Below are 16,204 nucleotides of genomic sequence, written 5' to 3'. Positions count from 1 at the left end.
TCCTTAAAGGAAGAGAGAAATAGAAGTGAGGTTTTTGAAATACCGTGAAAAGTCAGGTTAATAATAACTGCCAGATTTCCGATGCTCCAAAGCAGTGACACCATCATTTTCCAACACTTCACCGTGATCGATGACGGCATAAATTAACCATCTATCACCACATTCAAGTTGATTTTGCACCGTACATTCTAAATAGGCTAATGCCTCATTCAAAATCAAACAACCATTAAAAGCAGTTTTTGTGTCAAGATTTGCAAAGGGATTATCTCCTAAAGTGCTATGACGAGAAAAATAGCGCCGCACATTTCTTCCTTCTTTGAGGATATTCAGCACAAATTTATCACCAGGATGATGCATTAAATCTGCATTTTGCTCGTTAGCGATCGCAATCATAATTCCTGGTGGGTTAAAAGTTGCCTGAGATACCCAAGAAGTTAAAACCCCTTTGTGAGTTTCTTCATCACGAGTTGTCACAACACACAGAGAACCAATGATCCGCCCCACCGCTTGTTCGGTACGATCTACATGGGTTTCTGTCACAACCTGCCGAGAAGTCCGCAGTTTTTTGGTTTTCTTCAAGTTTTGGGCAAAGGAAGCACCTGCTTCTTTTTCTCCAAAAAGAATATTATCTGGAGTGAGTTTTATGTTTCTTATATTTACCTGAAACACTCAATTAGTAAAATGCCAATTTCTAAAGCTAATCATCAGAAAGATTTATTCCTCATTTTGATTGACTTACCATTGAATTACTCCATGTTCATCATTACTTTTATGTTCAATAATGAACGTGAGAGAATGTAAATTCTAAGTTAGAATGTTTACGCATGTCGTTAACCTTTTTTCCTCCTCCTCTACAACAAATCAACAGTGAAATCGCCCGTAACGCAGGTGTTGATCTGTATGTGCTGCGCCTCGATCTCATGCACCCCTTGGTTAACGGCAACAAGTGGTTCAAGCTGAAATACAATCTTTTGGAGGCCAAGGAGAAAAATTTCACGACGCTGCTAACCTTTGGCGGCGCTTATTCCAATCACATCTATGCAACTGCGGCGGCTGGTAATCTTTTCGGTTTTCGCACCATCGGCGTAATTCGTGGCGAAGAAAGGCTACCGTTGAATCCTACGCTGAGTTTTGCTGTACAACAGGGTATGCAGCTTGTGTATCTGAACCGTGAGATGTATCGACAGCGCAACACACCAGCGTTAGAGGAATATCTGCGACAACGTTTCGGCGAGGTGTTTATCATTCCCGAAGGCGGGAGTAATTTAAATGGTATACGCGGCTGTACAGAGATAATTGATCGTGCGATGCCTACGGCTGGCTACGCCTACGCATTTGATCATATATGCGTAGCCTGCGGTACAGCTACCACAATAGCAGGTATTGCGCTTTCGTTGCATGAAGGACAAAGAGCGATCGCTTTTCCAGTATTGAAAAATGGGGCTTTTCTCGCACAAGAAATCGAAAGTTTATTGACAAATTACCTCACCTCTGGTTTGCCCACACCATCTACTTCTCCCCCTTCCTGGGAATTAATATGTGATTACCACTTTGGCGGTTATGCAAAGGTGAACGACGAGTTGCTACTGTTCAGCCAGCAGTTCATGGAGGAACATGGCGTACCCCTCGATTACGTATATACCGCCAAAATGTTTTACGGAGTGATGGATTTACTAAAGCAGGGATTTTTTAGTAAAGGCGACTCATTGCTGCTGGTACACACAGGCGGCTTACAGGGCAACGTTGGCATGGAAGAAAGGTTGCAGAGATTTTCTAAAATATGAGTTGCCACTTAATTAAATATCAGTTAACCTTGTATGGAATTTTACTAAAACAAGTTAAATTCACACACCAATCTTGATATTTACTCAAACTTAGGTAAGGTTAATTTAATGTCTACATACACTGATCGCATTCAGCCAACTAATTCTGCCATTGCTACCTATTTAGATAATCTTTTAGCTAGAAAGTATCAAATTCCCACTTTTCAACGAGATATCGTCTGGGAGAAAGAGAATGTTAAAAAGCTCTGGGATAGTATTTATAAATTTTACCCGTTAGGAAGTATTTTAATTTGGAAAACTAGTACCAAGCTTGAAAGTCATAGAGAAATAGGAGGTATTAAGCTTGCTGACGATTTTTCCTCTAACGAATACCAATATATTTTAGATGGACAACAAAGGACTACTGCCCTTCTAACCTCAATATATGGAGATAAGAATAAGATTGCTTGCAAAAATAAGTTTAACCCAACGCTATATGTAGATTTGACTATTGAATTTACTGATGCAACAGATGATATAAGTTACATCAAAAGATTTCTATTTTGGGATGAGATAGATGATAACAATGGGCAAAATAAATTAAATAAAAGTAGAAATAAACGTTATGAAGAAAACCTGATTGTCAAGTTAGAAGATATTAAAATTAATTATAAAAATATTGAAAAAAATCTTCATAAAGGTGGCTACGGTGACTTTGATCATCCCTATAGAGAACAGCTAGCGAAGTGTAAAGAAGTTTTGGACAATTATAGAATGTCCTTTATTGAATTACGCGGTATTGAAGTTGCAGAAGTTTGCCAAATATTTGAGCGAATTAATCAAGCTGGTAAACCCTTGGATATCTTTGATATCGTGGTAGCTAAAACTTTTCGGATTGAGGACAAAAAGAATAATATTTCTGGGTTTTACCTTCGTGAATTAATTAATAATTTTAGAGAGTCTATTGCTAGCAGTCAATATGTGACTGTTGATGATTGGACATTGCTACAGATGCTAGCTGTAGTAGTAAAACTTACATTTCCTGATGCAGGCATACAAAATATTACTGACAAGTATCTTAATGAGCTAAAAACAGAGCATATTGAAGCTGTATGGTCTGATTTTAAAATAGCAATTGCGAAAACTTTTGATTTTTTTGATAATTGTTTGCATATTAAGGGTGGAAGATTAATTCCTTACCGATATTTATACCTGACTATCACAGCATACTTTTATCGTAATCATAAACCAGATTATAGTTTTTTAAAGAAGTATTTTTGGTATTATAGTTTTCATAATGCAGACTTACTAACAAACACTACTCACCTCTGGCAACATATAGACTTTGTTAATCAACAAAAGGCTAATAATACTTACTCATTCAATCAATTTGATATTGACAAGAATTCGATAAGAAAATCCTTCTACAGTTATAGAGGTCGTTTATCCAGAGCGATACTATCACTTTATGCAAACCATGAGCCAAAGGATTGGGCAAAACCTCATCAATATGTTTTGTCTGATGTTTATTATCTGCTAACAGATAAGCCTAACCTGCACCATATATTTCCAGTTAACTTTATTAAGCAGAGTGGCATTGGGAGTCAAATAGAATCTGACAGCTTGATGAATATTGCCTATCTGTCTCAAATAACTAATTTGAAAATTAGCGATAAAAATCCATTAAATTATCTCAAAGAATATGACGAGCCTAGTTTAGAGACAGTCCTAAGCTCTCATCTTATACCGACAATTATTCTTGAATGGTCAAGAGCCGATGCACTTCCTGAACACGCGCTGAATATTTTTATTGAAAAAAGAGTAAATCTTTTATTAGAGGCTTTGAGGCTGAAGTTAGACGGGATTGAATTTAATGTTTTTGATATGGGCAATCGCACAGATAATATATATCCCTAAATAAAAGATAACAAAGAGCGTTCCGAATTGCGGAACGCTATATATTGGTAAATTCTGTTAAGATAATATGAATTTAAATTGAAAATTGCTAGTTCTTAAAATTAGGCATGGAGATTTGCTTGTTCTTGCAACCAAGCATCTACAGGTTGCCCATCTTTGCGGCGTAATTCAATTTCCACTACCATCACTTCTTTAGAACCAGGAGGTGCGGGTTTTTTATGGAAAAGAATCTCATAATCTTCTGGATTGTGTTTGCGTTCTTTCAACCATTCCTGTACTCTGGTTGTGGCAAAAAATGATTGCCCTTGCTCAAACATTCGGGTAATCTGCAATTGCAGTGTATAAGGATTTAGCCGACCCATTTTCTACCGCCTTTGTTAAGTTAATTTTAGGACAAGTAATCTACTTACCCTAGATAATCTAATGTTAGTGCGAAGTACGCACATCTGACTAAATAATTACTAATTCGTAATTCGTAATTCGTAATTAAGAGGGTACAGCGCAAGCACCAAAATCTCCGGTTTAGTAGTTTTCAAGACGGTCGCGGACTCGTTAACGCTACGCTATCAGTGGAAGGTTAAAGCAAGCACTGATTGCAACTACGAATTACGAATTGTTTTGACACTTCGCGTACAGGTGCAAATTTCAGTTTCAACGCCCTACTAGTTTGTCAAGTTTAAAATAATAGGTAAGCAAGTTTGTAGTAAGGACTTTAGTCCTTATTAGACATAGGAGTGAAAAAGAATTGTTTTGACGTTGCAATGCAACGTCTCTACAAGGGTTTCAGGTAACGCATAATTAATTACTGGAGATATCTATTTTCTAAGCACTAAAGTCCTTACTACAAACCGTTGCGTCAAAAAGTTTACTGCACTCCCCCACTGAATTTCTACGTACAGTAAGGGCGAGGAAACGGATTAGTTAAGGATTGTTCAGCATTTCCCACTGCCTCTACAACATTTCACTACTTAATTCTGTTATAGATTGGAGAGAGGCACGCCGCTTCAAAAACTGACCAACAGACTGAGATGGTTGTTATGAAGAGCAAAAATCAAGCTGTTTTCGCTTTAATTGTAAAAAGCACTATTGTCTTCTTACCCTTACTGCTGTCCCCTGGAATTGCCAGTGGACAATCTGCACCATCACCTTCCCCAGCACTAACTCCTGCTCCGGTGTTATCGAATCAGGAACGGGAAGAATTAACGCGACTAAGAGCAGAAAAGCGAATTCAACAGCAAGTCCAATCTGATTTTAATAGCGCTTTTAGCCGGACAACTATCTTACTCAATGTCTGGCTAGTTATATTAAGTTTATTCCCAGTCGCAATCATTGCTTTATTTTGGCTTCTGCGACGGGTGGTAATCCGTGAAATTGTTGATAGAGCGATGCAACAATTACGGGGAATGGAAAAATTGCAAAATCAGCTAGCCACCGCTAAACAAGAGGCTGAAAATCTTATTCAAGAAGCTAAAAAAATAAATTATGAATTAGAAGAGGAAACGATTAGTTTAAAACAACAGATTAAAAACGAACAAAAAAAATATTTATCTAACCTTACATCTGAACTAGATTTAGCTAAAACACAGGTATTAAGTAGATTAGAAACTGAACTTAAAAAATCTCAAAAAAATATACAAACTTTAGAGTCAGAATTTGCTTCTGGGCTATCTAAGTTAGAGTTTGATGCTCAACAACAAAGAGATATAGCACTGGATAATCTCGGAAAATTAGCATCTGTCATGGCAGAGGAACTGTCTAATTTAAAGTTAGGTGTGCAACAACAGCAAGAACTAGCCGTTGGTGATTTAGAAGTATCAAGGTTTGAGTTCACATCTCAACTTTCAAGATGGCAGTCTGATGCTCAAAAGCAAAAGGATATAGCTATTGAAAATTTAACAAAATTGCAGTCAGAATTTGCGGAAGAATTATCTAAATTACAGGTAGATGCTCAGAAACAAAAAGATATTACACTTGACAATTTAGGAAGATTAGATAATGAATTGAAATTTCAATTATCTGAATTACAGGTAGATGCTCAAGAACAAAAAAACAAAATTGTTGAGAGTTTAGCAGCATTGCAGTCAGAATTTGCAACTCAACTATCTGAATTAGAAGTAGATGCTCAAACACGCAAAGAGCTAATCATTGAGAATTTAGAAAAAGCTGGTTCTGAGTTTACTTCGCAATTCTCAGATTTACAATGGAATGCTCAACAACAAAAGATTCTCATTTTGGAGAAGTTAGAAAGATTAGAAACTGAGTTTGTCTCTCAACTCTCTGAGTTACAATTGGATGCCCAAGAAAGAAAGGATCTCATCCTTCAGGAACTAACTGAAATTACACCTGAATCTATCCTAGAGGCGGTGAATTCTGAAGTTGACGTTGAGATTAAAGCTGCATCCATCCCAGAGGTTGTAAATTCTGAAGTTGAGGAAGAAATACAGGAACAGCCACAACAACTAGAATTTACTGCTGATGAGTATGTAAAACAGGGAGATACGCTGTTTTCCCAAAAGCGCTATGAAGATGCGATCGCAGCTTACAACCAAGCGGTTAAAATCCAAGCTGATGAACCTGTGGCTTGGTTAAAACGAGGTCTAACTTTGGGAAGGTTGAAACGCTACAAAGATGCGATCGCTTCATACAATAGAGCTATTGCGATTCAACCAGATTATCATCAAGCTTGGTGCGATCGCGGCGTTGCTTTTGGTAACTTACAACAGCATCAACAAGCCTTTGACTCATTTGATAAAGCTACACAAATCAAGCCTGATGATGCAGTTGCTTGGTTGAATCGCGGCCTTTCCCTAGTAGCATTAGAACAATATGAAGAGGCAATAGCGTCCTTTGAAAAAGCGCTGGAATTCCAACCCAATTCCCCCAAAATCTGGGATAAACGCGGTTATACTTTGGTAAGATTGGGGCGCGATGATGAAGCGATCGCTAGTTTTAATAAAGCCTTAGAAATTAACCCAGATTATGCCAGTGCCTATTACAACAAAGCAGCCTGTTACGCACTGCAAAGACAAGTTGAACTATCTCTGCTAACTCTACAACAAGCAATTGAACTTAATCCCAGGTATAAAGAAGACGCAGTAACTGACCTAGATTTTGATGATATTACCGATGATGAGCGCTTTAAGCAGTTAGTTGCACAGTAACAATTTAAAAAGCATTGGGCATTAGTTATTCCACTCTTGCTCCCCCTGCTCCTCTTCCCCTCTTCCCCCCACTCCCCACTCCCTACTCCCCACTCCCCCCAATTGGCCGATTCTGTTCCCCAGACATCGCTTTGAGTTTAGATGTAAAAGACTCAGAGCGATCGCTTTTTTCTGGAGTAAATTGCCCGATTGGGGCATGAATGGGAGCAGGTGGGAGTAGTTTTGGCTGTCGTTGATGAGGAATTGGTGATGGTGAAGGCGGTGGACTTTCTTGTGAAGCTTGCCTTTGGCTGATAGCAGACGATAACTGAAGCGTTGTTGAAGAAGCAAATTTTCCCGAAAGGGGAGACTTCAGGACAGTTTTATTGTCCCTGGCTTCCTCCTTCGCTTCTTCTTCATCTAAAGATGTTTTTTGTTCGTAACTTTTCAGTTGTAGAGTTGCAGTATTGCTGTGTTGATAGCCGTTGCGAATCTTAGCAGGTGGTAATTGAGGACTCGTGACTTTCTCCACAATTGGATTTTTCTTCGCTGGCGGTAGGGCTGGAGCAGGCGATGAGGTTAAACTTTGGGGAAATTTGCTACAAATCATCCGTTCAAATTCCATGTTGAAATGATATGTAGCCTGATCCCGGCGCTGCCAAAATACTAAAATTTGCTGCACAGAAACAGCTTTATAACGACCTTGATATAGTGCCTCAATCACTGCCAGGTGTAGCCAATTAAGCGGGTATTGCGTTTGCCAACGCTCAACTAGCTCATTGGCAGTATAGCCACTGAGATCAAAACTATAGTTAATTAACAAGGCGATCGCTAAGTTGGCAGAGGTGTCTGGAAGTGTTGTTAACATGGGGCTATTAGCTTTAGGCAATAGGTCTAAGATTTGTCACCCATCGCATATTAGCCTAGCGTGCTTTTAACTACATGGTTTTTTTTCCAAGAGTACCAAGCCGATAAGCAGTGTTTCCTATTTTACTTGTCAACTTCTAGAATGCAACCCTACATAGACTGATTTAATCGCAGATGTTCGCCCAATAGCTACTAATGCCTGATAAACCATTGCTGCAACTTCGGCGCGTGTTGCCGGACGTGAAGGTGCAAGCAGTTTGGTTTCTGGATAGTTGACAAATATTTCTCGTTGTCTAGCAGTGGCAACAACTTTTCCGGCATAGTCGGGAATGGTATGACGATCGCTATAAAGTTCTAAAATATCGCTATCAACAGCTGGTAGTCCCAGTCCGTTTACTAGTGAGACAATCACCTGTAGCCGTTGGACATTTTGATCGAGGCGAAAAGTGCGACGCCGTAAGCGTTGCGTTAGCGAGTCTTCTCCCAAGGGGAGACGCCAAGGGCGAACGAGCGTCATAGCCCGTCGTAGACATCGCTAAATCCGCCAACAAAGCCACCGCTAGCCGCGATTTGGATAGCACTATAAGCCCAAAAATCCTTGGGTACATCCGTAAAATCAGGGGCTGAGATTTTTGGAAATGGGTTAAAAGCGATCGCAACCAGAGCTGCATACTGGGCACGAGTCATGGGTTTATCTGGCTGGTATCTACCATCAACAAAAGCATGAGTTAAATCCATACTCACTAATGCCTGAATAAATGGTTTTGCCCAATGTTCATCTAGTTCGGGAAACGCAGAGAGTTTTTGAGATAGGAATTCTGTCGAAGTGTTAGAGAAACTATTGCTAACCGCTACTAGGCTGGCTGGGATCAATTCGACTAAGCCCTTGACTAGAGATGGATTTAATTGATTACCTACAGAAACTAACTTTTGTGTAGTGGCATTGTATAAATCAAATTCACTATTATCACGAAAAATATTATCAGCCGGATCTCCCGTATTACCTAAATCGGGGATTGCATTGCCATTGACAAATAGACCACCTTGGGTATTTTTAACAATCAGATTTCGACGCAGTACAGGTTGGGCATTGCGAGAAAGTGCGATCGCGGTACGATTTTCTGATAATTTGTTATTTGCGATCCTAGGGGCGTTTCTTGCAAGCGGATAATCTGTACACACAAGTTATAGACTCTCACGCAACATTCCAGGTTCTCATCTCGATGCCATTGTCAGCCAAAACAATGCCATTGTCAGTCGAAACAATGCCATTGTCAGTCGAAACAATGTCATTGTCAGTCGAAACAATGTCATTGTCAGTCGAAACAATGCCATTGTCAGTCGAAACAATGCTATTGTCTGTCAAAACAATGCCATTGCAACTCTAAAAGACTTGTGTGTAAACCGTAGCGCCTGCGGAGAGAGGATTAAGGGGTGAAGTTCTCCGGGTTTAACTAAGTAATCAAGCAAATATGATATGAACCTCAAATTTCGAGTTTGCAGTTATCGCAAACGTGTTGACGCTGACTAAGATCCTTTTTTTCTTGATTTTCTTGGTAGGGTATAGCCTAAAAGTAGCTCTACGCAACGCCAACACTAATCACCTCCATTTAGCAACAGGGCGTTTCGTTTTTGACTCGCTTACATCCCCACCCTATAGAGGGATGGGGAATTACGCGATTAGGGTTAAAGTAGTTCACATTTAAACATTCTCATCCAGGATTGTTCCTTCTATATTGGCTCCATCCAAAATTGCTCCGCTCAAATTTGTCTGGTTCAAATCTGCTTGAGTGAGATTTGCTTGGGATAAGTCGGCTACAGTTAAGTCTGCACCACTCAAATCGGCTCCATCTAAATTCGCCGCTATCAAACTAGCTTCCTGCAAATCCGCTTCACTCAAGTTAGTTTCAATCAGTTTAGCAACCGTCAAATCAGCCTGACTTAAATTAGCTCCATCCATTGCTGCTCCATCCAAGATAGCTCCATCCAAGATAGCTCCCCTTAAGTTGCTACCACTTAGGTCAGCATTGCTCAAATCTGCTCCATTTAAGTCTGCCTCAATCAAACTGGCTTGGGCTAAATTAGCATGACTCAGATTAGCTCCATCTAAAATTGCTCGATCTAAAATTATGCCACTGAGATCGGCTTCTCTTAAGTTTGCCTCGCTCAAGTTGACACCAGTAAAGTCTCTGACACCTGCGGCATAGTTTTTCAGGAGTTGATCTGCTTTCATATCTGTCGCTGTGTTAAGGAACGTTTAATTGAAGCTATCCAGCTTACTCAGACAGGCAGTAAATCCCCAGCACGCGCCACGGAGGATTGGTGTGGTGAATCAAACCGGAGTGAATATCAAATCACTTTTGTCTAGATTAGCCATCCTCAACTACAGGCGCTACTACCTAGAGTTATGATTTATTTTCATACTTGGGAGGGATGTTGAGGGATTTAAAAATTTAAGCATTAGTGCAAAGCGATCGCTATACTCAATTGTGGTGTTCATCTGACAGAGGTTATGGCAAAACCAATCCGTATTCTTTTGCAGACTACGATTCCTACAACTGAAGATGACTGGAGCATTTTTCGTTTTTCGATGTTACAAGATTACTTAGCATCGATTAAAGACGAAGCAGGAAACTCCTTATTTGAAGTTACGGGACGCGATTACGAATCAGATGCAGTAAGTGGCGACCCAGTTTTAAGTAGTCTGGACAAATCAGATTTTGATGAACTTTGGCTATTTGGATTAGAGGTGGATAAGGGTTTAACCGAAAAAGACATTGCCGGAATCAATGCTTTTCGGCAACGCGGCGGCGGTATTTTGACAACACGCGATCATCAGGATATGGGCTGTTCGATGTGTGGTTTAATTGACATTGGTGATGTCCACTATTTCAACACCAAAAATCCCGATCCCGATGAATCTCGCTGGAGCCGAGATGACTCATACACAACTTATATCTCCTGGCCCAACTATCATTCTGGAGCTAACGGCGATTATCAAAAAATTACCATTATTGAACCCATTCACGAACTTTTAAAAAATCCCAATTCACCTTCGGGAAGTATCGAATTTTTCCCAACACATCCCCACGAAGGCGGTATTGGCGTACCTTTGGGCAATGCCAATGCGCGGGTAATTGCTTTAGGTAAAAGTTTAGTTACAGGTCGTAACTTCAATCTAGTTGTAGCGATCGAGCATCATCAAGATGAACAGGGCAATATACTAGGACGAGCAGTAGCTAACTCCAGCTTTCATCATTTAGTAGATTACAACTGGGATATTAACAAAGGTTGTCCCACTTTTGTAGATGAGCCACCAGGAGATGGCATGAAAAAGGAGCCACGCGCCTTAGAAGATATCAAAACCTATGTGCGTAACGTCGCTTTCTGGCTAGCAAATTTATTAAGTAGTGATTAGTCATTGGTCATTAGTCATATCAGGTTCGGTTAAACACTGGTATCCCAAACCAAGCACTAATGACTGGGCGAAACGGTTTGATTTTTTTTACTATAGGACTTACGCAAAAAACCTCTCAAACTCCTATTCCTTTGTGTCGCGCCAGTTGCTTCAAGTCGGGGAACCCGCCCAACGCACTGGCTTCTCTGCGTCCTCTGTGGTTCGTTTTCCGTTGCTTGTGCGTAAGTCCTAGACTAATTGCTCTAAGTCCGCCGCGATAGCTAAAATACTGGGTATCGCGGCGGGTAATTCACGTTTCCCCACCAACCACTACATCTCGAATTCGGAGACTGGGGCCACCACAACCCACTGATAAACCGTTTTGCCCTCCTTTACCGCAACCGCCAGATTCATCCCAGTAAAAATCATCACCAATTGCCTCAATATCCGCTAAAGTTTGGAATACATTACCCGAAAGCGTTACATCCCTTACTGGTTCAGCAATTTTGCCATTCCGAATCATCCACGCTTCCCCAGCACTGAAGGTGAACATTTCCCCATTTGTCATCCCACCTAACCAATTGCGGGCATAAACTCCTTCTTTGATATCGGTGAATAAGTCTTTGACTGGCGTTTTACCCCGTTCAATCCAGGTATTTGTCATCCGCACAATGGGAGTAAAGTGATAGTTGAGACAGCGTGCGTTCCCGGTAGGCGCTTCTTCCAATTTGCCAGCAGTTTCACGAGAATGCAAACGTCCAACTAAAACTCCATCTTTAATTAGTTGAGTAGTTGTGGCAGGCGTGCCTTCATCATCGTAAAAATAGCTACCGCGATGTCCCTCTGGGGCAGCACCATCAAAAATTTGGAGTTCTTCCGGGCCAAACCGCCGTCCAATGGTCATGACTTCCAACAGATCGGGGTTTTCGTAAGCCATATCGGCCTCAGAAAGATGTCCAAAGGCTTCGTGGACAAACAAACCCGTGAGAATTGGGTCAATGACTACGGTGTAAGTATTGCCTTTCACCGATGGCAGAGATAAAGCTGCGATCGCTCTTTGAGCGGCACTTTTAACCTGTTCATCTAAACCAGTTAAATCTTCGTAAGCTTTGCGAGAGCCAGTAGTTTCCCGTCCAGTTTGTACGGTTTCGCCATTTCTGGCGGTAGCCGCAAAGCGCATTTCCATGTCCACCCAAGATTGCTCGATCAAAGTGCCTTCTGAGGTAGCTATGATCACTTTTTGGGCGCTGTCACCGTAACGCACCGAAGTAGTGGTAATCCGGCGATCAACGCTTTTGAGCAATTCAGTATAGTGATCGCACAATTGTTTTTTCTTCGAGAGTGGGATTTTTCGGGGATCGCTGCCTTTTAGGGGTAAAATGCATACTGCTTGCACCGGGTCAATGGGTGCAAGTAAAGTTTCTTCATCACCAACCATCCGCGCAGCAGCGATCGCTTCTTCTATCCGATCCTTAATTGTCGCCAGCTGGTTAAAGCAGCTCAAACCCCATCCACCTTTATAACAGGCGCGAATATGTCCACCAATGGAGATGCCAACGCTTAGGGTTTCTACCTTGTCGCCACGCAACAAGATATCAGTCCCTTCTGCTTCTTCAAGGCGAATCATCAGATAATCTACACGCTCACAGTAGCGGGCGATGAGGTCAGAAAGTAAATTTTGTGCGTCAGCAAGTGTAGTAGGCATTTCCAATTAGTAACAATGACTAACTGCATTTATTTTGCAATTAATTAGGGAATATCTGCTACTGAATGTCAAAGTTGCCTCTGAATTCATGACTTAGACGATGTTTGAGAAATCCGCAGGCGATCGCTGGCTCTTAGTACTTCCTTTTTTACGGTGGGTAAGAACTGAATGATGTGCTAAGGTAATTAAGTGAGAATAAAATTCGGTTACAGCGTTTGTTTTTAGTATTGACAGGCTTTTCCCTTTTGGTCTTAACAAGCTTGTCTCCGAAATCTAAATCTCTACACACCTATGATTTTGGAGATAACGCATGTCAATTTATGTAGGTAATCTATCCTACGAGGTCACACAAGAAGACCTCACATCTGTTTTTGCCGAACATGGTTCTGTAAAACGGGTTCAGTTGCCTACCGACCGCGAAACAGGACGTCCACGCGGCTTTGCTTTCGTAGAGATGGGTACAGAAGCTGAAGAAACAGCTGCCATTGAAGCTCTTGATGGTGCTGAGTGGATGGGACGCGACCTGAAAGTGAATAAGGCTAAACCCAAGGAAGATAGAGGTGGTTCCTTTGGTGGTGGTGGTGACCGTCGTGGCGGTGGTGGTGGATACTCTCGAGGAGGAGGAGGACGCTACTAAACTTTAAGATCAAAAATTAAGTTTTAACGTCTTAAGGGCAGAATCATTATCTGCCCTTTTTGCGCTCCGGTCTACTGGACGGCTTAAAATTGCCCAGTACCAATTAAGTAGGAGATGAAAATGACCCAAGTATTTGTGGGCGAAAATGAAGGAATTGAGTCAGCCTTACGTCGATTTAAGAGGGAAGTTTCCAAAGCAGGTATTTTTCCAGACATGAGAAAGCATCGTCACTTTGAAACGCCTTTGGAAAAACACAAGCGCAAAGAAGTTGCAAGGCACAAACAACGTAAGAGAAATTTCCGTCGCAATTGAAAACAAGCGATGCCTACAGCAAGCTACACTAACGCACTCTCTCATTACATTCTTAGCTGTCGAAGAGGCGATCACTGTGCTGCTGCATGTAAATCTAAAGGGTAGGTTTTGGCAAAAGCATTACTGATTAGGGGATGGGCAATGTAAATAATGGTGTGTCCCCCAATTGCAAAAAACTTTTGATTGTTACTTACAGAGTAGCGATCGGTACGCTGACTTTACTAAAATTTGGCTGAAAAATTTATTTTTGGCATTCCCTTAGTAGTCTACAAGACTTTTGAAGATTCTGTCTTGGAAAGTTGAGCCAGGACTTTGGGCGAGTAATACTCTACTTCCTACCCTTGTCCTGACGCAGAAGGGTAGGAATTAGCATGGGAAACCCCAATTGGTCGGATTGCTGAGACGGAGATTGGGCATACATCCACTCCCAACAGCGATCGCAGCCTATTGAGTAGCTCCTCGATCTGGAGGGTTTAGGCAGGAATGCTTTTGCCCCTGCCTTCAAACTCCGCTGGTGATTTTCCTCGAATACGCTGGCACTAAAAACGATTATAACAGAAAGGTTTGCGGATGCTTGTAGGTGAACTATTAGCTCAAAACCATCCATATTGGGCATGGCTAAATGAGCAGAATCACATCTGGGTTGTGTGTTTAGTTGCTACTTATAGTGCGTGTTTACAGGAAAATCACTGATAGCTGTGAAACACTATCCTTTACTCAGGAATTGAGAAGTGCCCATCATCATTTTGTTTTTTGTTCAGTATGATTTAGTAGGTTTGGGACACTTTTTCCTCTTGAGTAGAAAGAGAGCGAATTAACTCCCGAATTACATCGGTTGCTGGTCTTCCCGTCATTGAACAGTATTGTTCAAGCTTCTGTGCCTCACTTGATGTGAGATTGATTGTAAGTCGTTTAGCAGCCCATTTTTTATTCATGTAGTAGACAGACAAGCTATATTTTTAAACTACTTCTCTAATATCAATCTTTTAAACTGCTACTACAAGGGTATAACTAATGACATTTAATTTAAGTAATCATGAAGCAACATATTATGTTTTTCTAAGCAATAGTGAAGAGGTAGAGTATATTCTCAAGTATGAAGTTTAGCTCCTTTTAGGGCAATAATTATAAATAGAATGTAAAAGGAATATTAAAGTAAAAGGCTATTTATAAAGTCAATCTAAAGGGGAAATTGAGTAGAAGACTAACTCGAAAATGCAAATAGAGATTACATCTATTGGTAACAATGTTCCGCAAGACATATCCTACCGATCTCAGAAATGCTGAATGGAGAATTTTTTCTCATCTGATTCCAGAAGCAAAACGGGTGGTCATCTCCGCACCACTGATATAGCAACCGTCTAGTCGATTAGGACGTAGACTAAAAGTATTATCATGATCTGCTATCGTCTGATTTGCGATGGCAAAACCCTACAGTTACGATTTCCGCTCTTATGGTGATCCAATCCATTGAGTTAGAGGATTGAAGAAAAGCGAAGCCAGTGAACTCTTCAACATCAGCCGCAACACGATCAACCTATGGTTGCAGCGCAAAGCCGAAACCGGAGATGTTCTGCCGTTGCCCAACCACCCATCTGGAAACAACCACAAAATCACAGACTGGGAGCAATTTCGGGCTTTTGCTAAATCTCATGGTGATAAAACCCAGGTAGAGATGGCTCAACTGTGGGAGGGCAACATCAGCGATGCCTGCGGCGAGCTTCGCTTACGCACAATTGCAAGAGCGTTAAAGAAAATAGGGTTCACGCGAAAAAAAAGACCTATGGCTATCAAGAGCGCGATGAAATCAAACGGCAAGCATTCATAGAACAGTTGACAACCCAAGCAGATGAAACGATTGTTTATGTCGATGAAGCGGGTATGGACAATCGAGAAGACTACGGTTATGGCTGGAATGAGAAAGGAGAACGGTTTCATGCTCTCAAATCAGGACGAAGGCAACGCCTGTGTTAATATGATTGCGGCTTTGCGTAACCACCAACTAATGGCTCCTTTTACTATCGTTGCGTTCCTGCAACCGGATTGTGTTTGAGATTTGGTTGGAAGGAGAGCTTAATCCCTTTGCTCGAACCAGGGCAGGTGGTAGTCATCGATAATGCCACGTTCCATAAAGGCGGTCGCATTGAGCAACTGATTCAGCAAGCAGGTTGTAAACTGCTGTACTTACCCCCCTATTCACCGGATCTCAACAAGATTGAGCGATGCTGGTCTTGGCTCAAAAGTCGCATTCGCAAGCAACTTGACCAATATGAGTGTCTACGGGATGCGATGGAGCATATCTTACATCTAGCGTCCTAACCGTTATGGCGGCTGCTATATATAGCAACCGTCTAGCCCATTAGGACATAGACTATAAGTATTATCATGACCGACTCTCGCCTGATTTACTATGGCTAAACCTTACAGTTACGATTTCCGCTCTTATGGTGATCCAATCCATCGAGT

The 16,204-nt window shown here is 41.2% G+C and carries 13 protein-coding genes and 3 pseudogenes; 7 read left to right on the top strand and 9 right to left on the bottom strand.

Features of this window, described 5'->3' with window-relative positions:
* Positions 1 to 57 precede the first annotated feature (57 nt).
* Positions 58 to 606, bottom strand: a pseudogene (locus LC653_RS28045) (flavin reductase family protein); the annotation flags it as partial.
* A 218-nt stretch (positions 607 to 824) separates the two neighbouring features.
* Here LC653_RS28045 and LC653_RS28040 point away from each other — a divergent pair.
* Positions 825 to 1,784 (top strand): 1-aminocyclopropane-1-carboxylate deaminase/D-cysteine desulfhydrase, encoded by a 960-nt coding sequence (locus LC653_RS28040; RefSeq protein ID WP_229497933.1) that lies wholly within the window; start codon positions 825 to 827, stop codon positions 1,782 to 1,784.
* A 108-nt stretch (positions 1,785 to 1,892) separates the two neighbouring features.
* Entirely contained in the window at positions 1,893 to 3,680 is a 1,788-nt protein-coding gene (locus LC653_RS28035) for a GmrSD restriction endonuclease domain-containing protein (protein ID WP_229497932.1), read from the top strand.
* A gap of 101 nt (positions 3,681 to 3,781) precedes the next feature.
* On the opposite strand, the gene LC653_RS28030 is transcribed toward LC653_RS28035, so the two are convergent.
* Positions 3,782 to 4,042 carry a hypothetical protein gene (locus LC653_RS28030; protein ID WP_229497931.1) on the bottom strand — a complete coding sequence of 87 codons (261 nt, stop codon included), beginning with the start codon at positions 4,040 to 4,042 and terminating at the stop codon, positions 3,782 to 3,784.
* A 675-nt stretch (positions 4,043 to 4,717) separates the two neighbouring features.
* On the opposite strand from LC653_RS28030, the gene LC653_RS28025 reads away from it, so the two are divergent.
* Complete coding sequence (locus LC653_RS28025; protein ID WP_229497930.1) at positions 4,718 to 6,841, top strand: tetratricopeptide repeat protein; 2,124 nt, start codon at positions 4,718 to 4,720, stop codon at positions 6,839 to 6,841.
* A gap of 82 nt (positions 6,842 to 6,923) precedes the next feature.
* Here LC653_RS28025 and LC653_RS28020 read toward each other — a convergent pair whose 3' ends face one another.
* From LC653_RS28020 to LC653_RS28005, 4 genes and pseudogenes are all read right to left on the bottom strand, one after another.
* Positions 6,924 to 7,688 (bottom strand): hypothetical protein, encoded by a 765-nt coding sequence (locus LC653_RS28020; RefSeq protein ID WP_229497929.1) that lies wholly within the window; start codon positions 7,686 to 7,688, stop codon positions 6,924 to 6,926.
* A 129-nt stretch (positions 7,689 to 7,817) separates the two neighbouring features.
* Positions 7,818 to 8,839: pseudogene (locus LC653_RS28015) on the bottom strand (S-layer homology domain-containing protein); the annotation flags it as partial.
* Between the two features lie 43 nt (positions 8,840 to 8,882).
* Positions 8,883 to 9,053: a hypothetical protein gene (locus tag LC653_RS28010; protein WP_229497928.1), complete on the bottom strand. Its 171-nt coding sequence runs from the start codon at positions 9,051 to 9,053 to the stop codon at positions 8,883 to 8,885.
* A 336-nt stretch (positions 9,054 to 9,389) separates the two neighbouring features.
* Positions 9,390 to 9,920, bottom strand: coding sequence for a pentapeptide repeat-containing protein (locus LC653_RS28005; protein WP_229497927.1), 531 nt, complete (start codon positions 9,918 to 9,920; stop codon positions 9,390 to 9,392).
* Positions 9,921 to 10,199: 279 nt separating this feature from the next.
* Between LC653_RS28005 and LC653_RS28000 the strand changes: the two genes are divergently transcribed.
* A complete protein-coding gene (locus tag LC653_RS28000) occupies positions 10,200 to 11,105 on the top strand; it encodes a hypothetical protein (protein ID WP_229497926.1) in 906 nt (301 codons plus the stop codon).
* 289 nt (positions 11,106 to 11,394) lie between these two features.
* Here LC653_RS28000 and LC653_RS27995 read toward each other — a convergent pair whose 3' ends face one another.
* The gene (locus LC653_RS27995) at positions 11,395 to 12,789 is read right to left on the bottom strand and encodes a TldD/PmbA family protein (protein ID WP_229497925.1); all 1,395 of its coding nucleotides are present in this window, start codon (positions 12,787 to 12,789) and stop codon (positions 11,395 to 11,397) included.
* A gap of 310 nt (positions 12,790 to 13,099) precedes the next feature.
* Between LC653_RS27995 and rbp the strand changes: the two genes are divergently transcribed.
* Positions 13,100 to 13,426, top strand: a complete 327-nt coding sequence (rbp, locus tag LC653_RS27990) for an RNA-binding regulator (RefSeq protein WP_229497924.1) — start codon at positions 13,100 to 13,102, stop codon at positions 13,424 to 13,426.
* A gap of 120 nt (positions 13,427 to 13,546) precedes the next feature.
* Entirely contained in the window at positions 13,547 to 13,738 is a 192-nt protein-coding gene (rpsU, locus tag LC653_RS27985) for a 30S ribosomal protein S21 (protein ID WP_094333031.1), read from the top strand.
* A 328-nt stretch (positions 13,739 to 14,066) separates the two neighbouring features.
* Here the strand turns inward: rpsU and LC653_RS27980 are convergent, their stop codons facing one another.
* A complete protein-coding gene (locus LC653_RS27980; RefSeq protein ID WP_372478230.1) occupies positions 14,067 to 14,345 on the bottom strand; it encodes a hypothetical protein in 279 nt (92 codons plus the stop codon).
* 160 nt (positions 14,346 to 14,505) lie between these two features.
* On the bottom strand, positions 14,506 to 14,673 hold the full coding sequence (locus LC653_RS27975; protein ID WP_100901972.1) for a ribbon-helix-helix domain-containing protein: 168 nt from the start codon (positions 14,671 to 14,673) through the stop codon (positions 14,506 to 14,508).
* A gap of 485 nt (positions 14,674 to 15,158) precedes the next feature.
* Between LC653_RS27975 and LC653_RS27965 the strand changes: the two are divergent.
* Positions 15,159 to 16,057: pseudogene (locus tag LC653_RS27965) on the top strand (IS630 family transposase).
* Positions 16,058 to 16,204: the final 147 nt, after the last annotated feature.

Source organism: Nostoc mirabile CHAB5784, assembly GCF_020829645.1.
Lineage (GTDB): Bacteria > Cyanobacteriota > Cyanobacteriia > Cyanobacteriales > Nostocaceae > Nostoc > Nostoc mirabile.
The sequence above is the reverse complement of the archived record's forward strand: the minus strand, read 5'-3'. Positions and strand labels throughout refer to the sequence as shown.